This is a genomic window from Variovorax sp. 10N432 (genome assembly GCF_056394465.1).
Window position 1 is genome coordinate 129,896 of sequence record NZ_JBFTHX010000015.1, and the last position, 21,589, is coordinate 151,484.

At 68.3% G+C, this 21,589-nt stretch carries 23 protein-coding genes and 1 pseudogene; 17 read left to right on the forward strand and 7 right to left on the reverse strand.

From position 1 onward, the window contains the following. The first annotated feature begins 29 nt into the window (after positions 1-29). The 3 genes from AC1DF3_RS18980 to AC1DF3_RS18990 all read left to right on the forward strand — a co-directional run bounded on the left by AC1DF3_RS18980 (position 30) and on the right by AC1DF3_RS18990 (position 2,570). A complete protein-coding gene (locus AC1DF3_RS18980) occupies positions 30-1,586 on the forward strand; it encodes an aryl-sulfate sulfotransferase (RefSeq protein WP_478140461.1) in 1,557 nt (518 codons plus the stop codon). A gap of 83 nt (positions 1,587-1,669) precedes the next feature. Then, positions 1,670-2,092 carry an FHA domain-containing protein gene (locus tag AC1DF3_RS18985; RefSeq protein ID WP_286534637.1) on the forward strand — a complete coding sequence of 141 codons (423 nt, stop codon included), beginning with the start codon at positions 1,670-1,672 and terminating at the stop codon, positions 2,090-2,092. An 88-nt stretch (positions 2,093-2,180) separates the two neighbouring features. After that, complete coding sequence (locus AC1DF3_RS18990; RefSeq protein WP_478140462.1) at positions 2,181-2,570, forward strand: FHA domain-containing protein; 390 nt, start codon at positions 2,181-2,183, stop codon at positions 2,568-2,570. Positions 2,571-2,574: 4 nt separating this feature from the next. On the opposite strand, the gene AC1DF3_RS18995 is transcribed toward AC1DF3_RS18990, so the two are convergent. The 3 genes from AC1DF3_RS18995 to AC1DF3_RS19005 all read right to left on the reverse strand — a co-directional run bounded on the left by AC1DF3_RS18995 (position 2,575) and on the right by AC1DF3_RS19005 (position 4,853). Further along, positions 2,575-3,051, reverse strand: coding sequence for a hypothetical protein (locus tag AC1DF3_RS18995; RefSeq protein WP_478140463.1), 477 nt, complete (start codon positions 3,049-3,051; stop codon positions 2,575-2,577). Further along, entirely contained in the window at positions 3,048-3,650 is a 603-nt protein-coding gene (locus tag AC1DF3_RS19000) for a hypothetical protein (protein ID WP_478140464.1), read from the reverse strand. Before AC1DF3_RS19000 ends, AC1DF3_RS18995 begins: the two co-directional genes overlap by 4 nt. Positions 3,651-3,845: 195 nt before the next feature. Further along, positions 3,846-4,853, reverse strand: coding sequence for an AraC family transcriptional regulator (locus tag AC1DF3_RS19005; RefSeq protein ID WP_478140465.1), 1,008 nt, complete (start codon positions 4,851-4,853; stop codon positions 3,846-3,848). Between the two features lie 178 nt (positions 4,854-5,031). Here AC1DF3_RS19005 and AC1DF3_RS19010 point away from each other — a divergent pair, with 178 nt between their 5' ends. The 13 genes and pseudogenes from AC1DF3_RS19010 to AC1DF3_RS19070 all read left to right on the forward strand — a co-directional run bounded on the left by AC1DF3_RS19010 (position 5,032) and on the right by AC1DF3_RS19070 (position 16,481). Continuing rightward, positions 5,032-5,823, forward strand: coding sequence for an SDR family oxidoreductase (locus AC1DF3_RS19010; protein ID WP_478140466.1), 792 nt, complete (start codon positions 5,032-5,034; stop codon positions 5,821-5,823). 20 nt (positions 5,824-5,843) lie between these two features. Continuing rightward, on the forward strand, positions 5,844-7,082 hold the full coding sequence (locus AC1DF3_RS19015; RefSeq protein WP_478140467.1) for a styrene monooxygenase/indole monooxygenase family protein: 1,239 nt from the start codon (positions 5,844-5,846) through the stop codon (positions 7,080-7,082). A gap of 14 nt (positions 7,083-7,096) precedes the next feature. Beyond that, positions 7,097-8,332 (forward strand): annotated as a pseudogene (locus tag AC1DF3_RS19020) (styrene monooxygenase/indole monooxygenase family protein); the annotation flags it as partial. Further along, the gene (locus AC1DF3_RS19025; protein ID WP_286525574.1) at positions 8,306-8,830 is read left to right on the forward strand and encodes a flavin reductase family protein; all 525 of its coding nucleotides are present in this window, start codon (positions 8,306-8,308) and stop codon (positions 8,828-8,830) included. The pseudogene AC1DF3_RS19020 and the gene AC1DF3_RS19025, both read left to right, overlap by 27 nt. 46 nt (positions 8,831-8,876) lie before the next feature. Beyond that, the gene (locus tag AC1DF3_RS19030) at positions 8,877-10,112 is read left to right on the forward strand and encodes a dienelactone hydrolase family protein (RefSeq protein ID WP_478140468.1); all 1,236 of its coding nucleotides are present in this window, start codon (positions 8,877-8,879) and stop codon (positions 10,110-10,112) included. Positions 10,113-10,251: 139 nt separating this feature from the next. Beyond that, entirely contained in the window at positions 10,252-11,742 is a 1,491-nt protein-coding gene (locus AC1DF3_RS19035) for a DUF1254 domain-containing protein (RefSeq protein ID WP_478140469.1), read from the forward strand. Positions 11,743-11,793: 51 nt separating this feature from the next. After that, positions 11,794-12,027: a hypothetical protein gene (locus AC1DF3_RS19040; RefSeq protein ID WP_478140470.1), complete on the forward strand. Its 234-nt coding sequence runs from the start codon at positions 11,794-11,796 to the stop codon at positions 12,025-12,027. 23 nt (positions 12,028-12,050) lie between these two features. After that, the gene (locus tag AC1DF3_RS19045; protein ID WP_286525207.1) at positions 12,051-12,602 is read left to right on the forward strand and encodes an OmpA/MotB family protein; all 552 of its coding nucleotides are present in this window, start codon (positions 12,051-12,053) and stop codon (positions 12,600-12,602) included. A 61-nt stretch (positions 12,603-12,663) separates the two neighbouring features. Continuing rightward, positions 12,664-13,437 (forward strand): transporter, encoded by a 774-nt coding sequence (locus AC1DF3_RS19050; protein ID WP_286534622.1) that lies wholly within the window; start codon positions 12,664-12,666, stop codon positions 13,435-13,437. A 26-nt stretch (positions 13,438-13,463) separates the two neighbouring features. Continuing rightward, positions 13,464-14,309 (forward strand): DUF2092 domain-containing protein, encoded by an 846-nt coding sequence (locus AC1DF3_RS19055; RefSeq protein ID WP_478140471.1) that lies wholly within the window; start codon positions 13,464-13,466, stop codon positions 14,307-14,309. An 11-nt stretch (positions 14,310-14,320) separates the two neighbouring features. Beyond that, the gene (locus tag AC1DF3_RS19060; RefSeq protein WP_286534618.1) at positions 14,321-14,908 is read left to right on the forward strand and encodes a hypothetical protein; all 588 of its coding nucleotides are present in this window, start codon (positions 14,321-14,323) and stop codon (positions 14,906-14,908) included. An 8-nt stretch (positions 14,909-14,916) separates the two neighbouring features. Further along, on the forward strand, positions 14,917-15,711 hold the full coding sequence (locus AC1DF3_RS19065) for a DUF3313 domain-containing protein (protein WP_478140472.1): 795 nt from the start codon (positions 14,917-14,919) through the stop codon (positions 15,709-15,711). After that, a complete protein-coding gene (locus AC1DF3_RS19070) occupies positions 15,708-16,481 on the forward strand; it encodes a YfaZ family protein (protein ID WP_286534614.1) in 774 nt (257 codons plus the stop codon). Before AC1DF3_RS19065 ends, AC1DF3_RS19070 begins: the two co-directional genes overlap by 4 nt. On the opposite strand, the gene AC1DF3_RS19075 is transcribed toward AC1DF3_RS19070, so the two are convergent. Continuing rightward, positions 16,454-18,295 (reverse strand): ATP-binding protein, encoded by a 1,842-nt coding sequence (locus AC1DF3_RS19075; protein WP_478140473.1) that lies wholly within the window; start codon positions 18,293-18,295, stop codon positions 16,454-16,456. The two genes, AC1DF3_RS19070 and AC1DF3_RS19075, sit on opposite strands and share 28 nt — an antisense overlap. A gap of 89 nt (positions 18,296-18,384) precedes the next feature. Between AC1DF3_RS19075 and AC1DF3_RS19080 the strand changes: the two genes are divergently transcribed. Next, complete coding sequence (locus AC1DF3_RS19080) at positions 18,385-19,044, forward strand: response regulator transcription factor (protein WP_286534611.1); 660 nt, start codon at positions 18,385-18,387, stop codon at positions 19,042-19,044. Between the two features lie 3 nt (positions 19,045-19,047). On the opposite strand, the gene AC1DF3_RS19085 is transcribed toward AC1DF3_RS19080, so the two are convergent. The 3 genes from AC1DF3_RS19085 to AC1DF3_RS19095 form a co-directional block, all read right to left on the reverse strand. Further along, positions 19,048-19,458 carry a response regulator transcription factor gene (locus tag AC1DF3_RS19085; RefSeq protein ID WP_286534608.1) on the reverse strand — a complete coding sequence of 137 codons (411 nt, stop codon included), beginning with the start codon at positions 19,456-19,458 and terminating at the stop codon, positions 19,048-19,050. A 102-nt stretch (positions 19,459-19,560) separates the two neighbouring features. Further along, entirely contained in the window at positions 19,561-20,700 is a 1,140-nt protein-coding gene (locus AC1DF3_RS19090; protein ID WP_286534607.1) for a BMP family ABC transporter substrate-binding protein, read from the reverse strand. Between the two features lie 62 nt (positions 20,701-20,762). Beyond that, the gene (locus AC1DF3_RS19095) at positions 20,763-21,491 is read right to left on the reverse strand and encodes a GntR family transcriptional regulator (protein WP_286534605.1); all 729 of its coding nucleotides are present in this window, start codon (positions 21,489-21,491) and stop codon (positions 20,763-20,765) included. Positions 21,492-21,589 lie beyond the last annotated feature (98 nt).

Genomic DNA, 21,589 nt, shown 5'->3' on the forward strand with positions numbered 1-21,589 from the left:
GCGCTTTCGGGCCCGAGCGAGGTCGAGCAATGAAGCTGATCCTGTGCACTGCCATCGCGTTGACTCTCGCCGGCTGCGGAGGCGGCGGCGGCGGGGGCGGCATCCCGGCGGTCGCTCCGGCCTCGGCGCCCGCCGCCGCCAGTCCGGTCGTGGCCGATGCGGCGACCGTCGTCGCCGTGCGCCCGGGTGTCTCGCCCTTCATCGCCTTCGTCGACCTGCGCGTGGCTGCCGGCGAAGTGCTGAGCTCGGCCCACTACCGCATCGAGCCCAAGCCAGGCAGCGTCTCGCGCCCGGTCGATGTCGACTACGCGGCGTCCTATCTGAGCGGTCGTGGCTATGCGGCCAGCCTCGGGAGCAGCGGCAGCACGGTGACGGTCCCGGTGTTCGGGCTCTATGCCAACTACCAGAACCTGGTCGACATCGAACTGCAGTTTGCCGATGGCGACGTGGAGCCGATCCAGGCCAAGGTCGACACGGCCGCATACACCGACCCGAACGGCATCTACGACCGCCCCGTCATCCTGAAGGCGCGAACGGCGGGCGCTGCGCTCGGCTTCGACTTCTTCTACATGAAGTCCGCGCTGGGCAGCCCGGTGGTGGTCGACACCGACGGCCAGATGCGTTGGGTGGTGCCGGCAACGATGTCGTCGGTCAGCTCGACGCTCCACGGCAACGGCTTCGTCATCGGCGACCCGCAGGCGCCCCGGGTGCGGCGCCTCGAATTCGACGGCACGACGCGCGACACCGCCCTGCAAGCGCCGGACGTCACCAACTTCCACCACAACATCGATCCCGGCAAGGTCGGCTTGCTGGGCGAAGTGGATGCCATCCGCAACGGCGTGCAGGCCATCGAGAGCACGCTCGTCGAGTTCGACCCGGACACCGGCGCCCTGATCAAGACCTGGGACCTCGGCGACACGCTGTCGCGCGCCATGCAGGCAGCGGGCGACGACCCGGCCGCGTTCGTGCGACCCGGCGTCGACTGGTTCCACATGAACGCCGCGACTTACGACCCGAGGGACGATTCGGTGATCGTGTCGAGCCGGGAGAACTTCGTCCTCAAGATCGACTACGCCAGCGGCGACCTGCTGTGGATCCTCGGCGATCCGGCCAAGTACTGGCACACGTTCCCCTCGCTGGAGGCCAGGAGCCTGACGCTCGGGTCCGGCGGGCTCTACCCGATCGGGCAGCACGCGGTGTCGATCGCGCACGACGGTTCGCTGATGCTGATGAACGACGGCCTGGCATCGGTCAACCAGCCCGCCGGTGCGCCGGCCGGCGAGGCTCGCGGCTACAGCGCCGTGTCGGCCTACACGATCGATGCGGCGGGGCGCGGCGCGACCGAGGCCACGCGCTTCGACTACGGGCAGTCGGTGTTTTCGTCGGTCTGCTCCAGTGCCTACGAGGCGGCGGCCGACGGCTCGGTGCTGGTGGACTACGCGGTGGCGGACAACACCACGCATGCGCGCCTGGTCGGGCTGGACCCCGGCCAGAACGTCGTGTTCGATTTCGAATACCCCACCACGGGCTGCAACACCAGCTGGAATGCGCAGCCGATCTCATTCGACGCGATGCGCTTCCAGTGATGCAAATGAAGCCCGAGTGCGCCGCTGGGCTGTCGAATTGAGGTGAGAATGCGTGCGCACGCTCACGCCGTGCCACCATCACCATGCCGCTGCTCCTCATGACCACCGCCAGCGGCGAGACGCTGCAGGTCCCCCTAAAGCCCCACGACAACAAGGTCGGCCGGGGCACCACCAACGACGTGATCGTCGACTCGTCCCAGGCCAGCCGCGACCACGCCGTGATCGACGTCGAGCATGCCTTCGTCACCATCACCGACCTGGGCAGCCGGAACGGCACCTTCGTCAACGATGTCCAGATCCAGAGCCAGGTGCTCGCCGACGGCGACCTGATCCGGCTCGGCAGCTACGCGATCAAGTTCGTCGCCGCCGACCAGGAGTTCAGCCAGGTCGAGGCGCAGCGGATGATGACCATGCACGGGCTGCTGGTGAACATCGACACCGAGCGCGCCGGGCCCGAGGCGGCGACCGGCCCAGGAGTGCCAGGAAGTACCCGCGGATCCATCTGAGAGTTGCGGCCATCAGCCTCCAGTCAGCTTTCCGGCAGAGTTGATGTAACAATAAGGTGTTACACAAATTTGCATCTGCCGAGGACGCATGCCGAAACTGATCTTGATGAAGGGTGTTGCCGCGACCCGGCAATTCTCCTTGCTCGCGAAGCAAACCACCATTGGCCGGGCGTCGACCAACGACGTCGTGCTCGACTCGATGCAGGTGAGCCGGCACCACGCCCTCGTGACCGTCGACGGCCCCTCCGTGACGCTCAGCGACCTGGGCAGCCGCAACGGCGTCTTCGTCAACGGCGTCAAGGTGCGGTCCCAGGTGCTGGTCGGCGGCGACGAGGTGTCGATCGGCACCTTCAAGATCCGCTTTCTCTCGGGCGACCTTGATCCGTCGCGGGTCGACGCGATGCGGCTCGTGACGACGCCGGAACTGCTGGCCGACCTGGACCGGTCGCGCGAGACTTTGCACGCGTACGACGTCTGAGCGGCTACAGCGACAGCAGCCGTTCCAGGAACGCCCGGTCGCGTCGCAGCGCGACGCGCAGTTCCTCGGTCGACTCCGCCTGCTCGGCATGCGCCTCGATCCGGCTGCGCTCGCCGCTGAAGGATTCCGCCAGGTTGTTCAGCACCTGCTGCACCAGTTCATCCGCCTTTTTCACCGCCTGCCGGGGATCGTCGACGAAGCCGATCTGGACGGCGTCCCAGCCGCGGCGGAAGTTCTCCGCGACGTCGGCCGGGAAGAGGGGCTCCAGCGGCTCGACATCGGTGCGCCGACTGTCTGTCTGGCTGTCCGCTGCGGCTCTCACGGCCACCGGCACGTCTTGGGGGTAGCCACCCCGGTCCATCCGGTCGACTCGCACATCGGGAGCCGGCACTGGCACTGCAACTGCTGAAGGAGCCTGGGCGAGAGCCTCTGATTCCACTTCGGCCTGGTGGGCCTGACGGCGCTTGGTTTCGAAAATCATGATCGCACCTCCATGGGTCGGGTCGGCCGGATCGATGGCTGGGGCCTGGCCTCCGGCCGCAGCCCGCGCACTTCCAGCAATTCGTCGAACAGCGCGCGGTAGTGCACCACGGCCTTGCGCAACTCTTCGGTCTCGACCTCGCCGCGCAGCGTCCGCCCGCGGATTTCCTGCGCTGCGCGGTAGTTGCTCACCACCGTCGGGTGATCGACCGAGATGTCCGCGGCCCGATGCTCGAAATCCGTTACCGGATAGCCACGCTTGGCCAGCAGCTCCCGCACCAGCGCGTCAGCCTGGTCGACCACGCCGCGCGGGTTGTCCACGAAGTCGGCCTGCAAGGACGTCCAGGCCGCGCTGAAGCGCGCGGCATCCGCGGCTGCCAAGGGAACGATCGTCAGGTGCCCGACGCGCTCCTCGCGACGTCGCAGTTCCGCTTCGGCCTGGGCACGGCTGCCGTGCGCCTGGACGGCACGGTCGTATTCGGGTCCGAAGCGCGTTCGCAGGCCCTGCGACTGCTTGCTGCGGCGGATGGCATAGGCAGCCAGCGCGATAACGATCACGGCTGCGACGATGGCGACAAGTGTCCATGTCTGGGGGGTCATTGCGTTCATTGCACTTCTCCCGGGTAAGGCGGTGAATCACCGGCCCCATGCGCGGGCAGCGTCAGGAATCGCCGGCAATTTCAGCTTGCGCCAAGTCACTGCGCAGTTGCCGCAGTCCAGGGGAGTTTCGGGAGTCGGAGAGGGCCTACGGACGCGGTGCGAATTTTCCGCGCGCCCTCAAAGCCGGGCGGGAGATCAGCAGCCGCGCGCCCCCAGCGTCTCCGACGGCCTTTCCCCGAACCGCGCCCGGTACTGCGCCGCGAAGTGCCCCAGGTGCAGGAACCCGTACTTCTGCGCCACCTCGCGCACACCCCCCGCGGCAACGCCGGTGCATGCCTGGAGCTCGGTCCGCACCCGGTCCAGCCTGAGCTCGCGCAGGAACTCCATCGGCCCCTGCCCCGCATGCTGGCGGAACGCCACTTGCAAGGCCCGCGCGCTGCAGCCGACTTCGCGGCAGATATCCGCCAGCGACAGCGGCTGCTCCGCATGCGCCGCCATGTATTCCTGCGCCTTGCGCACCACGCGCGGCAGCAGGCTGCGCTGCGCCTCGCCGGCCAGCGCGCGCGAATGGTTGTGGCCCGCCGACATCAGCAGGCTCGACATCAGGTATTCCTCGGCATGCTCGCCGAGGCGCCCGCCCGACTGCAGCGCGTTGCCCGCATCGAGCGTGAGCCGCAGGTAGTCGATGAAGTGCACCAGTGGCGCCAGCGCGGGGTTGTACAGCGGCACGCCCAGGTCGAACACCAGCTGCTGCTTCAGCGGCGCCTGCAGCAAGGATTCGAGCCGCGAGAGCAGGGCGGACCGGGCCAGCCGAACGATCAGGTGCGGGCTGTCGTCGGCCCAGCGCATCGACAGCGGCTCGGTCGGCGAGGGCAGCGACGCCAGGCTGGGGGTCGCCTCCACCTGCTGCGCGCCGCAGCGGATCTCGGCCCCGCCGCGCAACGGAATCTGCAGCAGGAAGAAGTCCTGCAGGTAGCCCGGATCGATCTGCACCCCCGGCCCGTACTGCACGTAATTGAGGCTCACGTCCCGATGCAGCCGCGCACTGTGATGGCACGCATCGAGCTCGGTGCGCGGCCGCAGCATGACCAGCTTGTGCGGGCAGAACACGCGGGCCACGCTCTCGCGCGCCTCGTCCATGTCGTGGCTCTCGAAAAGTCGGTAGCGCTGCAGCGGCAGCCGTGAAGGGGTGGCGGTTTCCATGGGGCCAGGGCACCGTAGCAAAAACCATCCCCGCCCACAATTCGGGCCAGCCCTTTGATGAAAGCTGCGCGCCATGGACAGCGCCTGCGTTTGCGGGACTCGCCAGCGGCCTCCCTGGCCCTAACGTTCGCTCCACAGGCCATCCCGGCCTGCCGATCAACCCAGGAGAGCAAGCGTCATGTTCAAGGGACTCCCGGGCAAGAGCGCCATCGTCACCGGTGGCTCCACACTGATAGGCGCCGGCGTGGTGCGTGCACTGCACGCGGCCGGCGTCAAGGTCGTCATCGCCGACATCGATGCCGACAACGGCCAGCCGCTGGCCGATTCGCTCGGCCCCGGCGCGCGCTTCGTGCGCACCGACATCACCGACGACGCCCAGGTGCAGGCCTGCGTGGCGGAGGCGGCGGCACGGCACGGCGGCGTGCATTTCCTGGTCAACCTGGCCTGCTCCTATGTGGACGACGGCTTCAGGTCGCCGCGCGCCGACTGGCTGACCTCGTTCAACGTCAACGTGGCGAGCGCGGTCGCCATGCTGCAGGCCGTGCACCCGCACATGGTCGCGGCCGGCGGCGGGGCGGTGGTCAATTTCACCAGCATCTCGTCGCGCGTGGCGCAGACCGGCCGCTGGCTCTACCCGGTGAGCAAGGCCGCGATGGCGCAGCTCACCCGCAACATGGCGATGGACCTGGCGCCCGACCGCATTCGCGTCAACAGCGTGTCGCCGGGCTGGACCTGGTCGGCCGTGATGGACAAGCTCAGCGGCGGTGACCGCGCCAAGACCGATCGCGTGGCGGCGCCCTTCCATCTGCTCGGGCGCGTCGGCGATCCCGACGAAGTCGCGCAGGTGGTGCTGTTCCTGTGCTCGGACCACGCCAGCTTCGTGACCGGCGCCGACTACGCGGTGGACGGCGGCTACTCCGCCATGGGCCCCGAGCAGGCTGTGCCCGCCATTCCCAAGCTGATGGATTGACCCGATCAAGGAGACACGCAATGAAACGAATCGCCATCGTCGGCGCAGGCCAGTCGGGCCTGCAACTGGGACTGGGCCTGCTCGCTGCAGGCTACGAGGTCACGATGTACAGCAACCGCACGGGTGACGACATCCAGCACGGCAAGGTCATGTCGAGCCAGTGCATGTTCGGCGCCTCGCTGCAGATCGAGCGCGACCTGGGCCTGGACCACTGGGCGAGCGATTGCCCCACGGTCGACGGCATCAGCCTCGCCGTGCCCCATCCCGAGCAGAAGGGCGCCAAGGCCATCGACTGGGCCGCGCGGCTGAACGCGAGCGCGCAGTCGGTCGACCAGCGCGTCAAGATCCCGGCCTGGATGGACGAATTCCAGAAGAAGGGCGGCGAACTCATCTTGAAAGACGCCGGCATCGACGACCTCGAAGCCTGCACCCGGAGCCACGACCTCACGCTGGTCGCCAGCGGCAAGGGCGAGATCTCGAAGCTCTTCGAGCGCGACGCCCACAAGTCCACCTACGACAAGCCGCAGCGCGCACTGGCACTGACCTACGTGAAGGGCATGAAGCCGCGCCAGCCCTTCTCGGCCGTGTGCTTCAACCTGATCCCCGGCGTGGGCGAGTACTTCGTGTTCCCGGCGCTGACCACCACGGGGCCGTGCGAGATCATGGTGTTCGAAGGTGTGCCGGGCGGCCCCATGGATTGCTGGGCCGAGGTGAAGACCCCACAGGAGCACCTGGCGCGCAGCAAGTGGATCCTCGACACCTTCACGCCCTGGGAGGCCGAGCGCTGTCGCGACATCGAATTGACCGACGACAACGGCATCCTCGCCGGCCGCTTCGCGCCGACGGTGCGCAAGCCGGTGGCGACCCTGCCATCGGGGCGCAAGGTGCTGGGCCTGGCCGACGTGGTGGTGCTCAACGACCCGATCACCGGCCAGGGCTCCAACAACGCGGCCAAGTGCGCCGACACCTACCTCAAGAGCATCCTCGCGCGCGGCGACGGCGCGGCCGATGCGGCGTGGATGCAGCAGACCTTCGACCGCTACTGGTTCGGCTACGCGCAGTGGGTCTCGCAGTGGACCAACATGCTGCTCGCACCGCCGCCGCCCCATGTGCTCAATCTGCTCGGCAGCGCCGGTGCGATACCGCCGCTGGCCAGTGCCTTCGTCAACGGCTTCGACGATCCGCGCACCTTCTTCCCGTGGTTCGCGGACCCGGCGGAGGCGGAGCGCTACATCGAAACCTGCGCCGCCGTCGCTTGAGCCGGAGCCCGGGCATGAAGCGACGCGTGGCCATCGTCGGCGCCGGACAGTCCGGCATGCAGCTCGCGCTCGGCCTGCAGCGCGCGGGACACGAGGTGACGGTCTACTCGAACCGCACGGGGCAGGAGATCTTCGATGGCCCGGTCATGTCGAGCCAGTGCATGTTCGAGACCGCGCTGCAGACCGAGCGCGAACTGGCGCTCGACGGCTGGGCCGGTGAATGCCCCATCGTGGAAGGCATCGGCATGGTGGTGCGCAGCCCCGAGGGCAGCAAGGCCATCGAATGGAGCGCGCGGCTCGACGGCCCCGCGCAGTCGGTCGACCAGCGCCTCAAGATCCCCGCCTGGATGGCCGTGTTCGAGCAGCGCGGCGGCCGGCTGCTGCTGCAGGACGTGGGGCTGGCCGAACTCGAAGCCTGTGCCGCCACGCATGAGCTCGTGGTCGTCGCCAGCGGCAAGGGCGAGATCTCGCAGCTGTTCGAGCGCGACCCCGAGCGCTCGCCCTTCGACCGGCCCCAGCGCGCGCTGGCGCTCACCTACGTGAAGGGCATGAAGCCCGCCCAGCCGTATTCGCGGGTGTGCTTCAACCTGATCCCCGGCGTGGGCGAGTACTTCGTGTTCCCGGCGCTGACCACCACGGGGCCGTGCGAGATCATGGTGTTCGAAGGCGTGCCCGGCGGCCCGATGGATTGCTGGTCGGACGTGAAGACGCCGCAGGAGCACCTGGCGCGCAGCAAGTGGATCCTCGACACCTTCCTGCCTTGGGAAGCCGAGCGCTGCGGCGACATCACCTTGACGGACGACAACGGCATCCTGGCGGGCCGCTTCGCACCGACGGTGCGCAACCCCGTGGCGACGCTGCCGTCGGGGCGCAAGGTGCTGGGCCTGGCCGACGCGGTGGTGCTCAACGACCCGATCACCGGCCAGGGCTCCAACAACGCGGCCAAGGCCGCCGACATCTACCTGAAGCGGATCCTCGAACACGGCGATGCGCCCTTCGACGCCGCGTGGATGCAGCAGACCTTCGACCGCTACTGGGAAGGCTATGCCCGCTGGGCCACCGACTGGACCAACAGCCTGCTCGCACCTCCGAAGCCGCATGTGCAGAAGCTGCTGCAGAGCGCCACCCACATGCCCGCGGTCGCGAGCACCCTGGTCAACGGCTTCGACGACCCGCGTGCCTTCGCGCCCTGGTGGTTCGATGCCGCCGAGGCCGACCGCTTCCTGGAGGGCAGGGCGCGCGAGGCGGCGGCCGATCGTTTCGACCGGCGCGACTTTCGCAAGGCGCTCGGCCAGTTCACGACCGGCGTGACCGTCATCACGACCCGCGGCATCGACGGCCGGCGCGTGGGCATGACCGCCAACTCGTTCTCGTCGGTCTCGCTCGACCCACCGCTGGTGCTGTGGAGCCTGGCCCGGCAGGCGCCGAGCGTGGCCGACTTCACCGGCGCCAGCCATTTCGCGATCAACGTGCTGGCGGCGCACCAGCATCACCTGTCGCGGCAGTTCTCGACACCCCAGCCGGACAAGTTCGGCGGCGTGGACTGCTGCGATGGCACGGCCGGCGTGCCGCTGCTGAATGGCGTCATCGCCCGCTTCATCTGCCGCAACGTGAGGCAATATGACGGCGGCGACCACCTCATCTTCATCGGCGAGGTCGAGCGCTACGACCGCTTCGACGGCGAGCCGCTGGTATTCCATTCGGGCTATTACCAAGTGACGACCCGACATCCGGAATGCGTGCAATGAGCGCGCGGCCCGCATACCCATCCACCCCTTGAACGGAGCACTTCACATGCAGGACCCAGCAGCCACCCACTCCCCGCGCCACATCCGCATCCAGGCCAGCGACGGCAGCGGAAGCTTCAACGGCTACCTGGCCGTGCCGCGCTCGGGCAGCGGGCCCGGCCTGGTGCTGGCGCAGGAAATCTTCGGCGTCAACCAGACGATGCGCGACGTGGCCGACTACTACGCCGAGGAAGGCTACGTGGTGCTGGTGCCCGACTTGTTCTGGCGCCAGCAGCCCGATGTCGAGCTCGGCTATTCACCGGACGACTGGCAGCGTGCCTTTGCCTTCTACAAGGGCTTCGACGAGGCCCGCGGCGTGGAAGACATGCAGGCCGCGATCACCGCGCTGCGCGGGCGGCCCGAGGTGGAGGGCGCGAAGGTCGGCGTGCTCGGCTTCTGCCTGGGCGGCAAGCTGGCCTACCTGGCGGCCTGCCGCACCGATGCGGACGTGGCCGTGGGCTACTACGGCGTGGGCATCGACGCGGCGCTCGACGAGGCCGACCGCATCCGCTGCCGGCTCGCCCTGCACGTGGCCGAGCTCGACGGCTTCTGCCCGCCCGAGGCCCGCGAACGCATCGTGAGTGCGCTGCGCGGTCGGCCGAACGTCGAGGTGCATGTGTACCCCGGTGTCGACCATGCGTTTGCGCGGGTGGGCGGCGAGCACTACCACCGGGGCTCGGCGCTGATGGCGCACGAGCGCAGCATCGCTGCGCTGAAGAGCGCCATCGGCCCGCACTACGACCTGGCCGCGCTGTGGGACAAGCATTGCGAGTACGAGTTCGCGACCCGCAACGTCGACGACACGATGAGCACCATGGTGGCCGAGCCCTACGTCAACCACATCCCGACCATGACCGGCGGGGTGGGCTACAAGGCGCTGCACCATTTCTACACGCACCACTTCGTCAACAGCAACCCGCCGGACACCGCGCTGGTGCCGATCTCGCGCACCGTGGGCGCGTCGCAGGTGGTCGACGAGATGCTGTTCAGCTTCACGCACACGACCGAGATCCCGTGGATGCTGCCGGGCGTGGCGCCGACGGGGAAGCGGGTGGAGATACCTTTGCTGGCGGTGGTGAAGTTCCGGGGGGACAAGCTCTGCCACGAGCACATCTACTGGGACCAGGCGAGCGTGCTGGTGCAGGTGGGGTTGCTGGATGCCAAGCGGTTGCCGGTGGCGGGGGTGGAGACGGCGCGGAAGCTGCTGGATGAGAGCTTGCCGTCGAACACGTTGATGGGCTAGCCAAAAGCCCGCGCAGCCGCTTGGCTATTGGCCCAAAGTCCTATTCCCCCTCCGCGCCTCGGCGGCTAGGCTCCCACCACTCGCAAAGCCGAGCACGACCCGCGCACAAGCCCGGGCGAACGAGTTGAGGAGCAATAACTTGAAGAAGAACACGACGCGCCGCGACGCGGTCCTCACCATGACCTTGGGTGCGCTGGGCGGCTGGGTGCCGGGTGCGCATGCGGCCGAAGGCCTTCTGATCGATGCCAAGGAGGCCGTCGAGGAAGGCGTTGCCGAGGTCGAGACCGACGTCAAGGCGCGGCAGGCGCGCGACCTCGCGATCGAGGCCTACATCTACGCCTACCCGCTGGTCACCATGGAGCTGACCCGGCGCAGCCTCACCAACATCGCGGCGCCCGATGAAAGCAAGGCGCCGATGGGCCAGTTCCTCAAGCTGCGCGGCTACCCCGCGGTGGACAACCACGCGGTCACCGCGCCCAACGCCGACACGCTGTACACCATCATCTGGCTGGACGTGACCAAGGAGCCGTGGGTCATCTCGACGCCGGACATGAAGGGACGCTTCTTCCTGCTGCCGATGCTCGACGGCTGGACCAACGTCTTCGAGGTGCCGGGCAAGCGCACGACCGGCACCGGCGCCCAGAAGTTCGCCATCACCGGTCCGGGCTGGAAGGGAACCCTGCCCGCGGGAGTCAAGCAGTACAAGTCGCCCACCGGCATGGTGTGGATGCTCGGCCGCATCTACTGCACCGGCACGCCCGAAGACTACGCGGCGGTTCACGCCCTGCAAGACGAGATGACGGCCGTGCCGCTTTCCTCCTACGGCAAGTCCTTCACGCCGCCGCCCGGCACGGTCGATCCGAGCATCGACAGCAAGACCGCCGTGCGCGAGCAAGTCAACGCGATGGATGCCGCCAGCTACTTCGCGCTGTTCGCGCAGCTGCTGAAGACCAATCCGCCGGCCGCGGCCGACGCCCCGATGGTCGCCAAGCTGGCCAAGATCGGCATCGTCCCGGGCAAGGATTTCGATGCCTCGAAGCTCGACGCGTCGGTCCAGAAGGGATTGTCGAAATCGCCCAAGCCGGCCCAGGCCAAGATCATGGGCTGGATGAAGAAGGGCCTGCTCTCCGGCGACCTGAAGCTCAAGAACGGCTGGACCTTCACCACCAAGACGGGCCTCTATGGAACCAACTACATCCAGCGGGCCCTGATCACCGCGATCGGCCTCGGCGCCAACCGGCCGCAAGACGCCGTCTACCCTACGTCCACCGGCCCCGACATCCTGCAGAAGTACCACGGCTCGAAAAAGTATGTCCTGCGCTTCCCGAAGGGCCAGCTGCCTCCGGTCAACGGCTTCTGGTCGCTGACGATGTACGACACCGACTACTTCTTCGTGCCCAACCCGATCAATCGCTACACCGTCAGCCAGCGCAACCAGCTCAAGGCCAATGCCGACGGCTCGGTCGACCTCTACATCCAGAACGAGTCGCCCGGCGCGGACAAGGAAGGCAACTGGCTGCCGGCGCCCAAGGAGGGCTTCATCCTCATGATGCGGCTCTACTGGCCGAAGGACACGCCCCCCAGCCTGCTCGACGGCAGCTGGACCATTCCGCGAGTCAAGCCGGTCTGAGCGCCTTGCAACGCTTCCGTGTGTCCCATCGATCTACCTGAGGAGACTGCCATGAAGCACTTCGTTTTCTCCGCATCGGCCGTGATCGCACTGGCGTGTCTCGCCCCCGCATCGTCCTGGGCGGTGACTTGCGCGAAGGGCGTCTACCGAGAGGGCTGCGCGGGTCCCAACGGCGCCGCGGTCGTCAGGAAGCCACCGCCGCCGGCGACTGTGACCTGCGCCAAGGGCGTCTACCGCGAGGGCTGCGCCGGCCCGAACGGCGCAGTGGTTCGCAGGCGCTACTAAACCGGCAACACGAGGAGAACAGCATGAAATCAACCCGATTCGTCCTGGCGCTGTGCGCCGCACTGGTGGCAGCGGGCTGCGTCACCAAGCAGACCTACAACACCGAGGTGCAGAAGGCCGACAGCTATGCCGCGCTCAGCCAGAAGCTCTCGGGCGAGCTGAGCGCCGACCAGGCCCAGATCACGCAGCTGCAGAACGAGCTCAAGGTGACCCTGGTCAACGAGATCCTGTTCCCCGAAGGCGGCTGGTCGCTGAGCCCCAAGGGCGAACAGACGCTGGACAAGATCGCGCCGACGCTGGCCAACCTGAAGGGCCAGCAGATCGTGGTCCAGGGCTTTACCGACAACGTGCCGATCGGACCCGAACTGAGGGGCCGCTTCCCGTCCAACCTGGAGCTGTCGTCGGCCCGGGCGGACAACGTCGCGCGCTTCCTGACCTCGAAGGGGGTGCCGCAGAACACCATCTCGGCGCAGGGCTTCGGCGAAGCACGCCCGGTGGCGAGCAACGACACGCCGCAGGGCAGGGCCAAGAATCGACGCGTGGAGATCGTGATCTCGGCGGCCAATCGGCCGTAGCGCGCCGGCCATGCGAACCAGTTTCCGACTGCCATGCACGAGGCTGGGCGTGGCGGTCGGCATGGTGCTCTTCGCTGGCGTTCCGGCCCGCGCCGAGATGAGCGCCGAGGAACTCGCCAAGCTGGCGCAGAACCCGGTCGGCAACCTGATCAGCGTGCCGTTCCAGAACAACACCAACCTCAACTACGGGCCCGAGAAGGGAACGCAGAACATCCTCAACATCCAGCCGGTGGTCCCGATCTCGGTCAACTCCGAGTGGAACGTCATCACGCGCACCATCCTGCCGGTGATCTCGATGCCTTCGCTGGGCCCGGGCATCGGCAGCCTCAGCGGGGTCGGCGACACGGTGTTCACCGCCTTCCTGTCGCCGGCCAAACCGGGCAAGTGGATCTGGGGTGCGGGCCCCGTGGTGCAGATCCCGACCAACAGCAACTCGGAGCTCGGCAACAAGAACTGGGGCATGGGGCCGGCCTTCGTCGTGCTGCACATGGACCACGGCGACCCGTGGGTCTACGGCGCACTGGTCAACAACATCTGGTCGGTCAGCAGCAGCAAGCAGGGCGGCTCGTACAACAACGGCACCTTGCAGCCCTTCGCCAACTACAACTTCCCGGGCGGCTTCTACCTGACGACGGCCCCGATCATCACGGTCGACTGGAACGCCGACAGCAGCCAGCGCTGGACCGTGCCGCTGGGCGGTGGCATCGGCAAGATCTTTCACCTGGGCAAGCTGCCGGTGAACACGCAGCTCTCGGCCTACTACAACGTCGTCAAGCCCGACAACGGGCCCAACTGGCAGATCCGCCTGCAGGCGCAGTTCATGTTTCCCAAGTGAAGCGCTTCGTCAACTCGAAAGCACCCATGACCAACACCCGACTTCTCGCAAGCACCGCGCTGCTCGCAGCGAGCCTGGCGCTCGACACCGGGGCGGCTGCGCAGAGGCCCGCGGCCACCAAGCCGGCGGCCCCTTCGGCCAGCGCTGCCGCCAAGGCCGCGCCGCAACTCGATGCCAGGGCCATGGACCTGCTGAAGGGCATGAGCAGCGCGCTCACGGCGGCGCAGTCGATGGCGTTCACGGCGGTCGTCACCTACGAAAGCCCGAGCAGCGTCGGCCCGCCGCTCGTGTATTCGACATCGTCCGAAGTGCTGGTGCAGCGCCCGAACAAGCTGCGCGTCATCACGCTGGGCGACGGCCCGGCCGCCGAGTACAGCTACGACGGCAAGACCATCACCGCGTTCGCGCCGGCCGAGAACCTGGTCGCGGTCACGGATGCGCCGCCCACCATCGACGCGATGCTCAAGGCCGCATTCGACAAGGCCGCGATCTACTTTCCGTTCGCCGACATCGTCGGCGCCGACCCGTTCGGCAACATCGCCGACGGGCTCACCAAGGCCTTCTACATCGGCCAGTCGAAGGTGGTCGGCGGCACCACCACCGACATGATCGCGGTGGTCAGCAACACCGTCTTCATGCAGATCTGGATCGGTGCCCAGGACAAGCTGCCGCGCCGCATGCGCGCGGTGTTCCGCGGCGACCCGCTGATGCTGCGGCACGACGTCGAGTTCTCCAACTGGAAGCTCGATCCGGTGATCGCGGCCGAAGCCTTCGCGGCGGTGAACGCGGCCAATGCCAAGAAGATCGACTTCGCCGCACCAAAGCCGACGCAGCCACCGAAGGCCGGCCGGAAGCCGGCGAAGGCCAAGTGAGGAGACGAAGCATGACGAACACCAAGGCCCTTCTTCCGCTGCTGGCGGCATGGCTCATCACGGCAGGCTTCCATGCGCCGGCGGCCGCCTGGGCCAGCGCCAATCGCTTCGGCGGCCACTCCTACGGCGGCTTCGGCAGTGCCACGCATGACAACCGCTGGGGCGGCTCGACCTCCGCCAATGCCTTCGGCGGCTGGAGCCATACCAACGCCTATGGCGGCCACAGCGAAGGTGTCGCGGGCTACGGCGCGGTGCACACCACGGCCGGCGGCTTCAGCACCTACCATCCGCCGGCCTATGGCTATGGCGGCTACGCGCCCTACCACGCACCGGTGGCGGTGCCCTACTACCATGCGGGGTGCTACGACTGCGCAGGCGCCGTGGCCGCCGGCGCGGTGGTCGGGGTCGCGGCCGGCGCGGCGGTTGCCAGTGCCGCGCGCCCCGTGTATGCGGTGGGCGTCAACTACGCGACGGTGCCGCCCGGCGCGGTGATCGTGAACCAGGCCGGCATCAACTACTACCAGGTCGGCAGCACCTGGTTCCGGCCGTACTACGGTGCCAACGGCGTGTACTACACCGTGGTGCCGGCGCCCTACTGACCATGAACATGAACCCACCCCATGCCACTCCGCTCGCGCTCGCCTGCCTCGCACTCGCGGCAGCCCTCGTCACCGGCTGCGCGGCGCCGGGGTCGGGCAATGCCGGCGTCACGGCCTCCGAGAACAACCTGGCCAAGGTCTCCAATGTCGGCTTCCTCAGCGACCCCGGCAAGCTCAAGGTCCAGCCCGCGAACGGCGGTTTCCTGTGCTGGCGGCAGGCCGGCGTCGACTGGCGCAGCTACGACAAGGTCATGATCGAGCGCATCAAGGTCTACGTCACGCCGGCGACCGACCAGAGCCCGATCGACCCGACCGACCTCAAGGCGCTGCTCGACTACTTCCACAGCGCGCTGGTCAAGAACCTGTCGCCCGAGGCGAAGATGGTCGATGTCGCCGGCCCCGGCGTGCTTCGCGTGCGGCTGGCGCTGACCTCGCTGGTGCCGACCAACACGCTGGCCAGCATGGCCGGCACGGCGGTGCCCTATGGCTTCGTCGCCGAGATGGGCTCGGGCGCGGCCACGGGCCGTCCGGTGGGCTCGACACCGTACCTGGGCAAGACCGGGCTCGAGGCCCAGTTCCGCGATGGCGCCACGGGGGCCGTGCTGGCCGAATGCGCCGACACCCAGATCGGGCTCAAGTACGCGGCCGACCTGAACAAGGGCGCGACCACCGCGGCCGAAGCCTGGATGAACGGCTACGTGAGCTCGTTCACCAGCTGGAGCTACGCGCAGGACGCCTTCAACAAGTGGTCGGCCGCCTTCGCCCGCCGCTTCGCCGAGCTGCGCGCTCAATCGCCGCAATGAACGCGCCCCGCTTCGCCACCCGCTGGCTCACCCGGGCCGTGGCCGGCGTTGCCGCCGCGCTGGCGGGTCTGCCGGTCCTCGCGCAGACCAGCGTGACGCCCGCCAACGAGTGGCAGTTCGAATTCATTCCCTACCTCTGGCTGGCCGGCATCCGGTCGGACCTGAAGCTCGGGCCCCTGCCCGGGAGCACCGTCTCCGTGAGCTCCAGCAGCGTGCTCGGGGCGCTCGACTTCGGCGCCATGGGCACGCTCGAAGCGCGCAAGGGCGCCTGGGGCGGCCTGCTCGACGTGCAGTACGTCAAGCTCGGCGTCGACAGGCAGCTGGCGGGCGGGCTGCTGGGCGGCTACAACGTCAAGTTCGAGCAGACCATCGCCACCCTGGCGGGCTTCTATCGCGTGCTCGAGGCACCGGTCGCCGTCGATGTACTGGGCGGCGTGCGCTACGTCGACGCCAAGACCCGCATCGATATCGCACCCAGCCTGCGCGGGTTCGGCCGGCAGATCGAAGACTCGGCCGGCGCGGCCGACGGCATCGTCGGCGTGCGCACCATCGTGCCGGTCGGCGACAAGTGGTCGCTGCTCGGCTACCTGGACGTCGGCGACGGCGGCTCGACATCCAGCTGGCAGGCGATCGCCGGCGCCAGCTACCAGTACTCGCCCACCACCTCGCTCAAGTTCGGCTACCGCTACCTGAGCTACAGGCGCGACAACGGGCTGCTCGACAAGGTCGCGATGGGCGGCTTCTACTTCGGCGCCGGATTCAGGTTCTGATCCGCTGCGCCATCGCCCCGGGCGGCCGGCTCGAGCGGCAGCACGAAGCGGAAGGTCAGGCCGCGGCCTGGGTTGCGCTCGACGTCGAGCGTGCCGCCGTGCGCTTCCAGGATCGAGCGGCACATCGACAGGCCCATGCCGAGGCCCTTGGCCTTGGTCGTGTAGAAATGATCGAAGACCTTGTCGATGTCCTCCTCGTCGATTCCCGGGCCGCTGTCTCGGACCTCCACCCGGACCCGTCGCCCGTCGCTCGGCGCGACCGACACGTGCAGGGAGCGCGACCCGCGGGGCTGCTCGGTCATGGCCTCGTTGGCGTTCATCGCCAGGTTCAGCACCACCTGCTGGAGCTGGCCCTTGTCGCCCAGCACCACGCAACCGGGTGCCATCGACCGCGTCACTTCGACGCCGCGCTCCAGGAAGTCGCTGTGCATCAGGTCGACGACCTCCTGCACGCAGGCGCCGATGTCGACCTGCTCGCGTTCGGTCTCCTGCCGCCGCAGCATGGTGCGCAGGCCGTTAATGACGGCGCTGGCGCGCTTGTCGTCGCGCACCACGTCCTGCAGGATCTCGCGCAGGTCGGCGATATCGGGCGGGTCCTGGGCCAGGAAGCGCAGCCCGGCCTGCGCGTTGCTCAGGATCGCGGTCAGCGGCTGCGACAGTTCATGCGCCAGCGATGCCGCCAGCACGGCGGTGCGTGCCACCCGGTCGGCATGCCACACCTGGCGGCGCAGCAGGTACATCTCGCGCTCGTTCCGGCGCAAATCGGTGACGTCGGTGAAGACCCCGCACATCGCATCGGCGCTGCCGTCGCGGTTCATCAGCGGAAACTTGAGCGACGAGAAGATGCGAGGCTCGCCTTGACCGTTTCCGCCGATGCGTTCCTCGCGGCGCACGGCCTCGCGCTGCTGCAGCACGCGCCGGTCGCTGGCCAGCGTCGCCTCGGCCTGGGCGCTCGCGAAAAGTTCGAGATCGGTCTTGCCGATCGCCGACCCGCTCTCCAGGCCGAACAGCTCGTCGTAGACGCGGTTGGTCATCAGGTAGCGGCCGTCCCGCAGCTTGACGTAGACCGCGGCCGGAATGTTGTCCAGGATTCCGCGCACCCGGTCGCGGCTCTGGCGCCGCTCGCGCGCGAGTTCGAAGTCCAGCAGCACGACCAGAGCGAGAAAGGTGAACTCGGCGACGTGCACGCCGGGAACTATCTGGAGGTCCACGAGGTGGTTGTAGAACATGCCGCCGATCAACAGCAGCAGGCAGGCGGCCAAGGACAGGCTGCCGCGCCGGTGTTCGCCGGCCCGGACTCGTTGCAGCGCGGCGAAGGCGCACCAGCCGAAGATGAGGTAGTAGCACAGCACACCGATCACGTACAGGGGCGTCGGGTGGAAGACCCGCGGGTCGGTCACGCGCTCGCCCCAGGGCAGCGTGATCTCGGCCACGGCCGGCATGCCTGCATAGGCCAGGCCCCATGGAGTCCACTGGTTGGCGACGAAGAGCAGGGCGCATGCGAGGCTCATCGTGGCCTGCAGGCGGCGGGTGCGAATGTGCAGGTAGGCGCCGACGAACCAGGGCAACACGCCCGCGAAGACGATGCTGGCGCCGATCTCGACCCTGCGCATCCAGACCAGTCCGTCGGGCGTCGAGGCGCGGTAGGCCCCGGTCTTGGCGCCGACGTAGACCGTGATGGTTGCGCAGATGACCGCGAACAGCAGATGGGTGCGGTGCACCGGTCGCTGCAGGCCGACGATGCCGTTGTGCAGCGCGGCATAGGCGATGACCCCCGCCAGGGCGCACATCGTCAGGACGAAGGGTTCGCTCATCGCCCCGAGCTTAGCCGGGCGCCGCGACAGCTGGAAAAGTGCGCGACGACGTACCATTCCGTCGTCGTCACTTGCAAAGCACCCGCCGCATGACCTCTGACCGACCTGCCGTTTTCGTCGTCGACGACGACCCCTCGGTCCGCACCAGCATGGAGCGGCTGATCCGCTCGGTCGGCTGGAAGGCCGAGACCTTCGCGTCGGCCGAAGCCTTCCTCGAACGACTGCCCCTGGACGGCAGCTGCTGCCTGCTGCTCGATGTCCACATGCCCGGCACCACCGGCACCGAGCTGCTGGACATGGTGTGCGCCCGGGACTGGAACCTGCCGGTCGTCTTCCTGACGGGCCAGGGCGACGTCCCGACCTGCGCCGCATCGATGAAGAAGGGCGCGGTCGACTTCCTGCTCAAGCCGGTCGACGACGAACTGCTGCTCGACGCCTTGCGCCGCGGCCTCGAGCGCCATGCCGCGCAGGGTGAGCGCGCGGCGCGGCGCAGCAGCGTGCAGTCCCATCTCGACAGCCTCTCGCCGCGCGAGCGCCAGGTAATGGACGGCGTGCTCTGCGGGCGCCTCAACAAGCAGATCGCCGGCGACATGGAGATCTCCGAGAAGACCGTCAAGGTGCACCGGGCGCGGGTCATGGAAAAGATGGGCGTGCGCTCGGTGGCCGAACTGGTGAGCCTGTGCGGCGCCGACATCGTCGCCCGCGCGGCGACCGCACAGCAGCGCGGCGGCGGCGCGGAGGCAGGCTGATCGTCAGCGCGGGGGGGCCACCGAAGGCGCGGCGCCGCCGCTTCCGGTGACCCAGTCGATGGCGTCCAGCAGGGCCTGGTCGTCGACCGGCTTGCGAAGAAAGAACCGGGTGCCCAGTGCCCGCGCCAGGCGGCGCGTCTCGTCGTCGTCGCGCGCCGACAGCGCGATCACCGGGATGCCGACCGCGGCCTGCGTGAGCCGCTCCTGGACCTGCAGGCCGTTGAGGCCGGGCATCGAGATGTCCAGCACCACGCAGCCGACAGCGCCCTGGGCCGCCTGCGCCAGGAAGGCCTCGCCGCAGTCGAAGGTGACCGCACGATGGCCGGCCGAACGCATCAGGCGGGCCAGCCCGCTCCGGACCGATGCGTCATCGTCGACCACATACACCACCAGTTCGGCTGCGGATTTCACCATGGGGCGGAGTCCTTCGCTGTAGCCGCACACGATGCGCCCGCTGGCGGCCGAGTGGTATTGGACCTTGGTCCCATCGGGCCGGGGGCCGGCGCAGCGGCTGCGTCAGCCCAGCGTGCCGGCCACGCCCTCGACCAGGTAGTCCATCTTTTCGAGCACCGGATCGTAGTTGCCGTAGCCCTTGTCCAGCACCACCTTGCCGCTGTTGCTCTTCACCGGGCCGGTCCAGATCGGCTTGCCGGCCTTCAACTCGGCGATGGCCGCGGCGGCGGCGTTGCGCGCCTGCTCGCTGGCGCCGGCGCCGAAGGGGGTGCTCTGCACCATGTCCTTGTCATAGCCGCCGAAGAACTGGTTGGGCAGCTTCTTGCCCGCACCGACGTCGGCGGCGAATGACTTGTAGACCGTCTCCCACTTGTTCTCGGCGCCGGTGATGAAGCCCTTGGGCGCCAGTTGCGCCTGCGAGGCGTTGTGGCCGAGCGTCTTCGCGCCGGCCTTCTCGGCCGTCTCGATCACCACCTTGGGGCTGTCGACATGGCAGGCGATCACATCGTTGCCGGCGGCGATCAGGGCGTTGGTGGCCTCGCCCTCGCGCACCGGCATCGACCACTCGCCGGTGAACACCAGCTGCACCACCGCGTTCGGGTTGACCTTGCGCACGCCCATCGCGAAGCTGTTGATGTTGCGCAGCACGATGGCGATCGGCTTGGCGGCGACATAGCCGATCTTGTTCGTCCGGGTCGACAGGCCGGCCGCGATGCCGTTCACGTAGTGCGCCTGGTCGAGGTAGCAGAAGTACCCGCCCAGGTTCATCGGATGCTTGTCGGGCGACCACAGCGAGGTGGGATGCCGGAACTCGACCTTCGGATACTTCTTCGCCATCTCGACCATGAAGGGATCGAAATAGCCGAAGGAGGTGCCGAAGACCAGCGAGGCGCCGTCGCTCTGGATCATGCCCTCGATGGTCTTGCGCACGGCCACGGTCTCGGGCACGTTCTCTTCCTCGACCACCTTGACGCCGGGCACGGACTTCAGCGCCTGGGCGGCCACGGCATGGGCCTGGTTCCAGCCGTAGTCTCCGCGCGGGCCGACATAGATCAGGCCGACCGTGACGCCCTTGGCCTGGGCCTGCGCTGCGGCCGCACCGAACAGGGCCGGCGCCACGGCGCTGCCGGCCAGCGTGCTGCCGACGGCCGAGCCGAGGGTGGTGCCGAGAAAGCGGCGGCGGTTCCAGGAAGTGTTCGACATGGTGAGTTCCTTCGTCAGGTGGGGGGCGGGTGGAGTGGAGGACAGGGGAATGGGTGGGGATCTCAGGCCGCCCTGGGCCGCTTCGCAGCCGCCGGGCGTCCCGCCGCATAGCGGCCGAGGATGCTGCCGAGGTCTTGTGCCAACGGCTTCTTCTCGGGCGCCAGGGCGCGTTCCTGCACGCTGCACAGATGCGAATCCATCAGGCGCACGGCTGTCTTCTCGTCGCCACGCCGAAAGGCCTCGATCAGCGTCTTGTGCTCGTCGATGCCGCACTGCGAGGAATGCGGATGGCCATAGATGGCCAGGATCAGCGAGCAGCGCGACACCAGCTCCGACACGTAGCGCTCGATCACCGGGTTGCCCGCCATCTGCGCCAGCCTGATGTGGAACTCGCCGGCCAGCCGCGCGCAGACGGCCGGCGGCTGGGCGCGCGCGGCCTCTTCCTCGCTGCGCACATGCCCTTCCAGCGCGGCGCCCATGGCAGGGGTCCAGTGCGCGATGACACGGCGCACCACCTCGCGCTCCAGGCAGGCGCGCGCCTCGAACACGCTCTGCGCCTCGGCGCGCGACGGCTGGGCGACCGTCGCGGTCCGCTTGCGGCCGGCCTCCACAAGGCCTTCGGCGGCCAGCCGGGCCAGCGCCTCGCGCACCAGGGTGCGGCTGACATGCAGATGGGTGGCGAGCTGGTCCTCGGGCAGCTTGGTGCCCGGGGTCAGGGCCTGCTCGATGACGGCATGCTTGAGCGCGAGGTAGGCGGCTTCGGACTTGCCTGGTTCGGTCGGGAGACTCATGGTGTACAGCGCAGGTATTTCTGAAGGATGACCCGCTGTATGCGAAAAACGGGCCAGCCACTTCGCCAGCCGCTGCGCCGCCGGATGCACCGCGACCG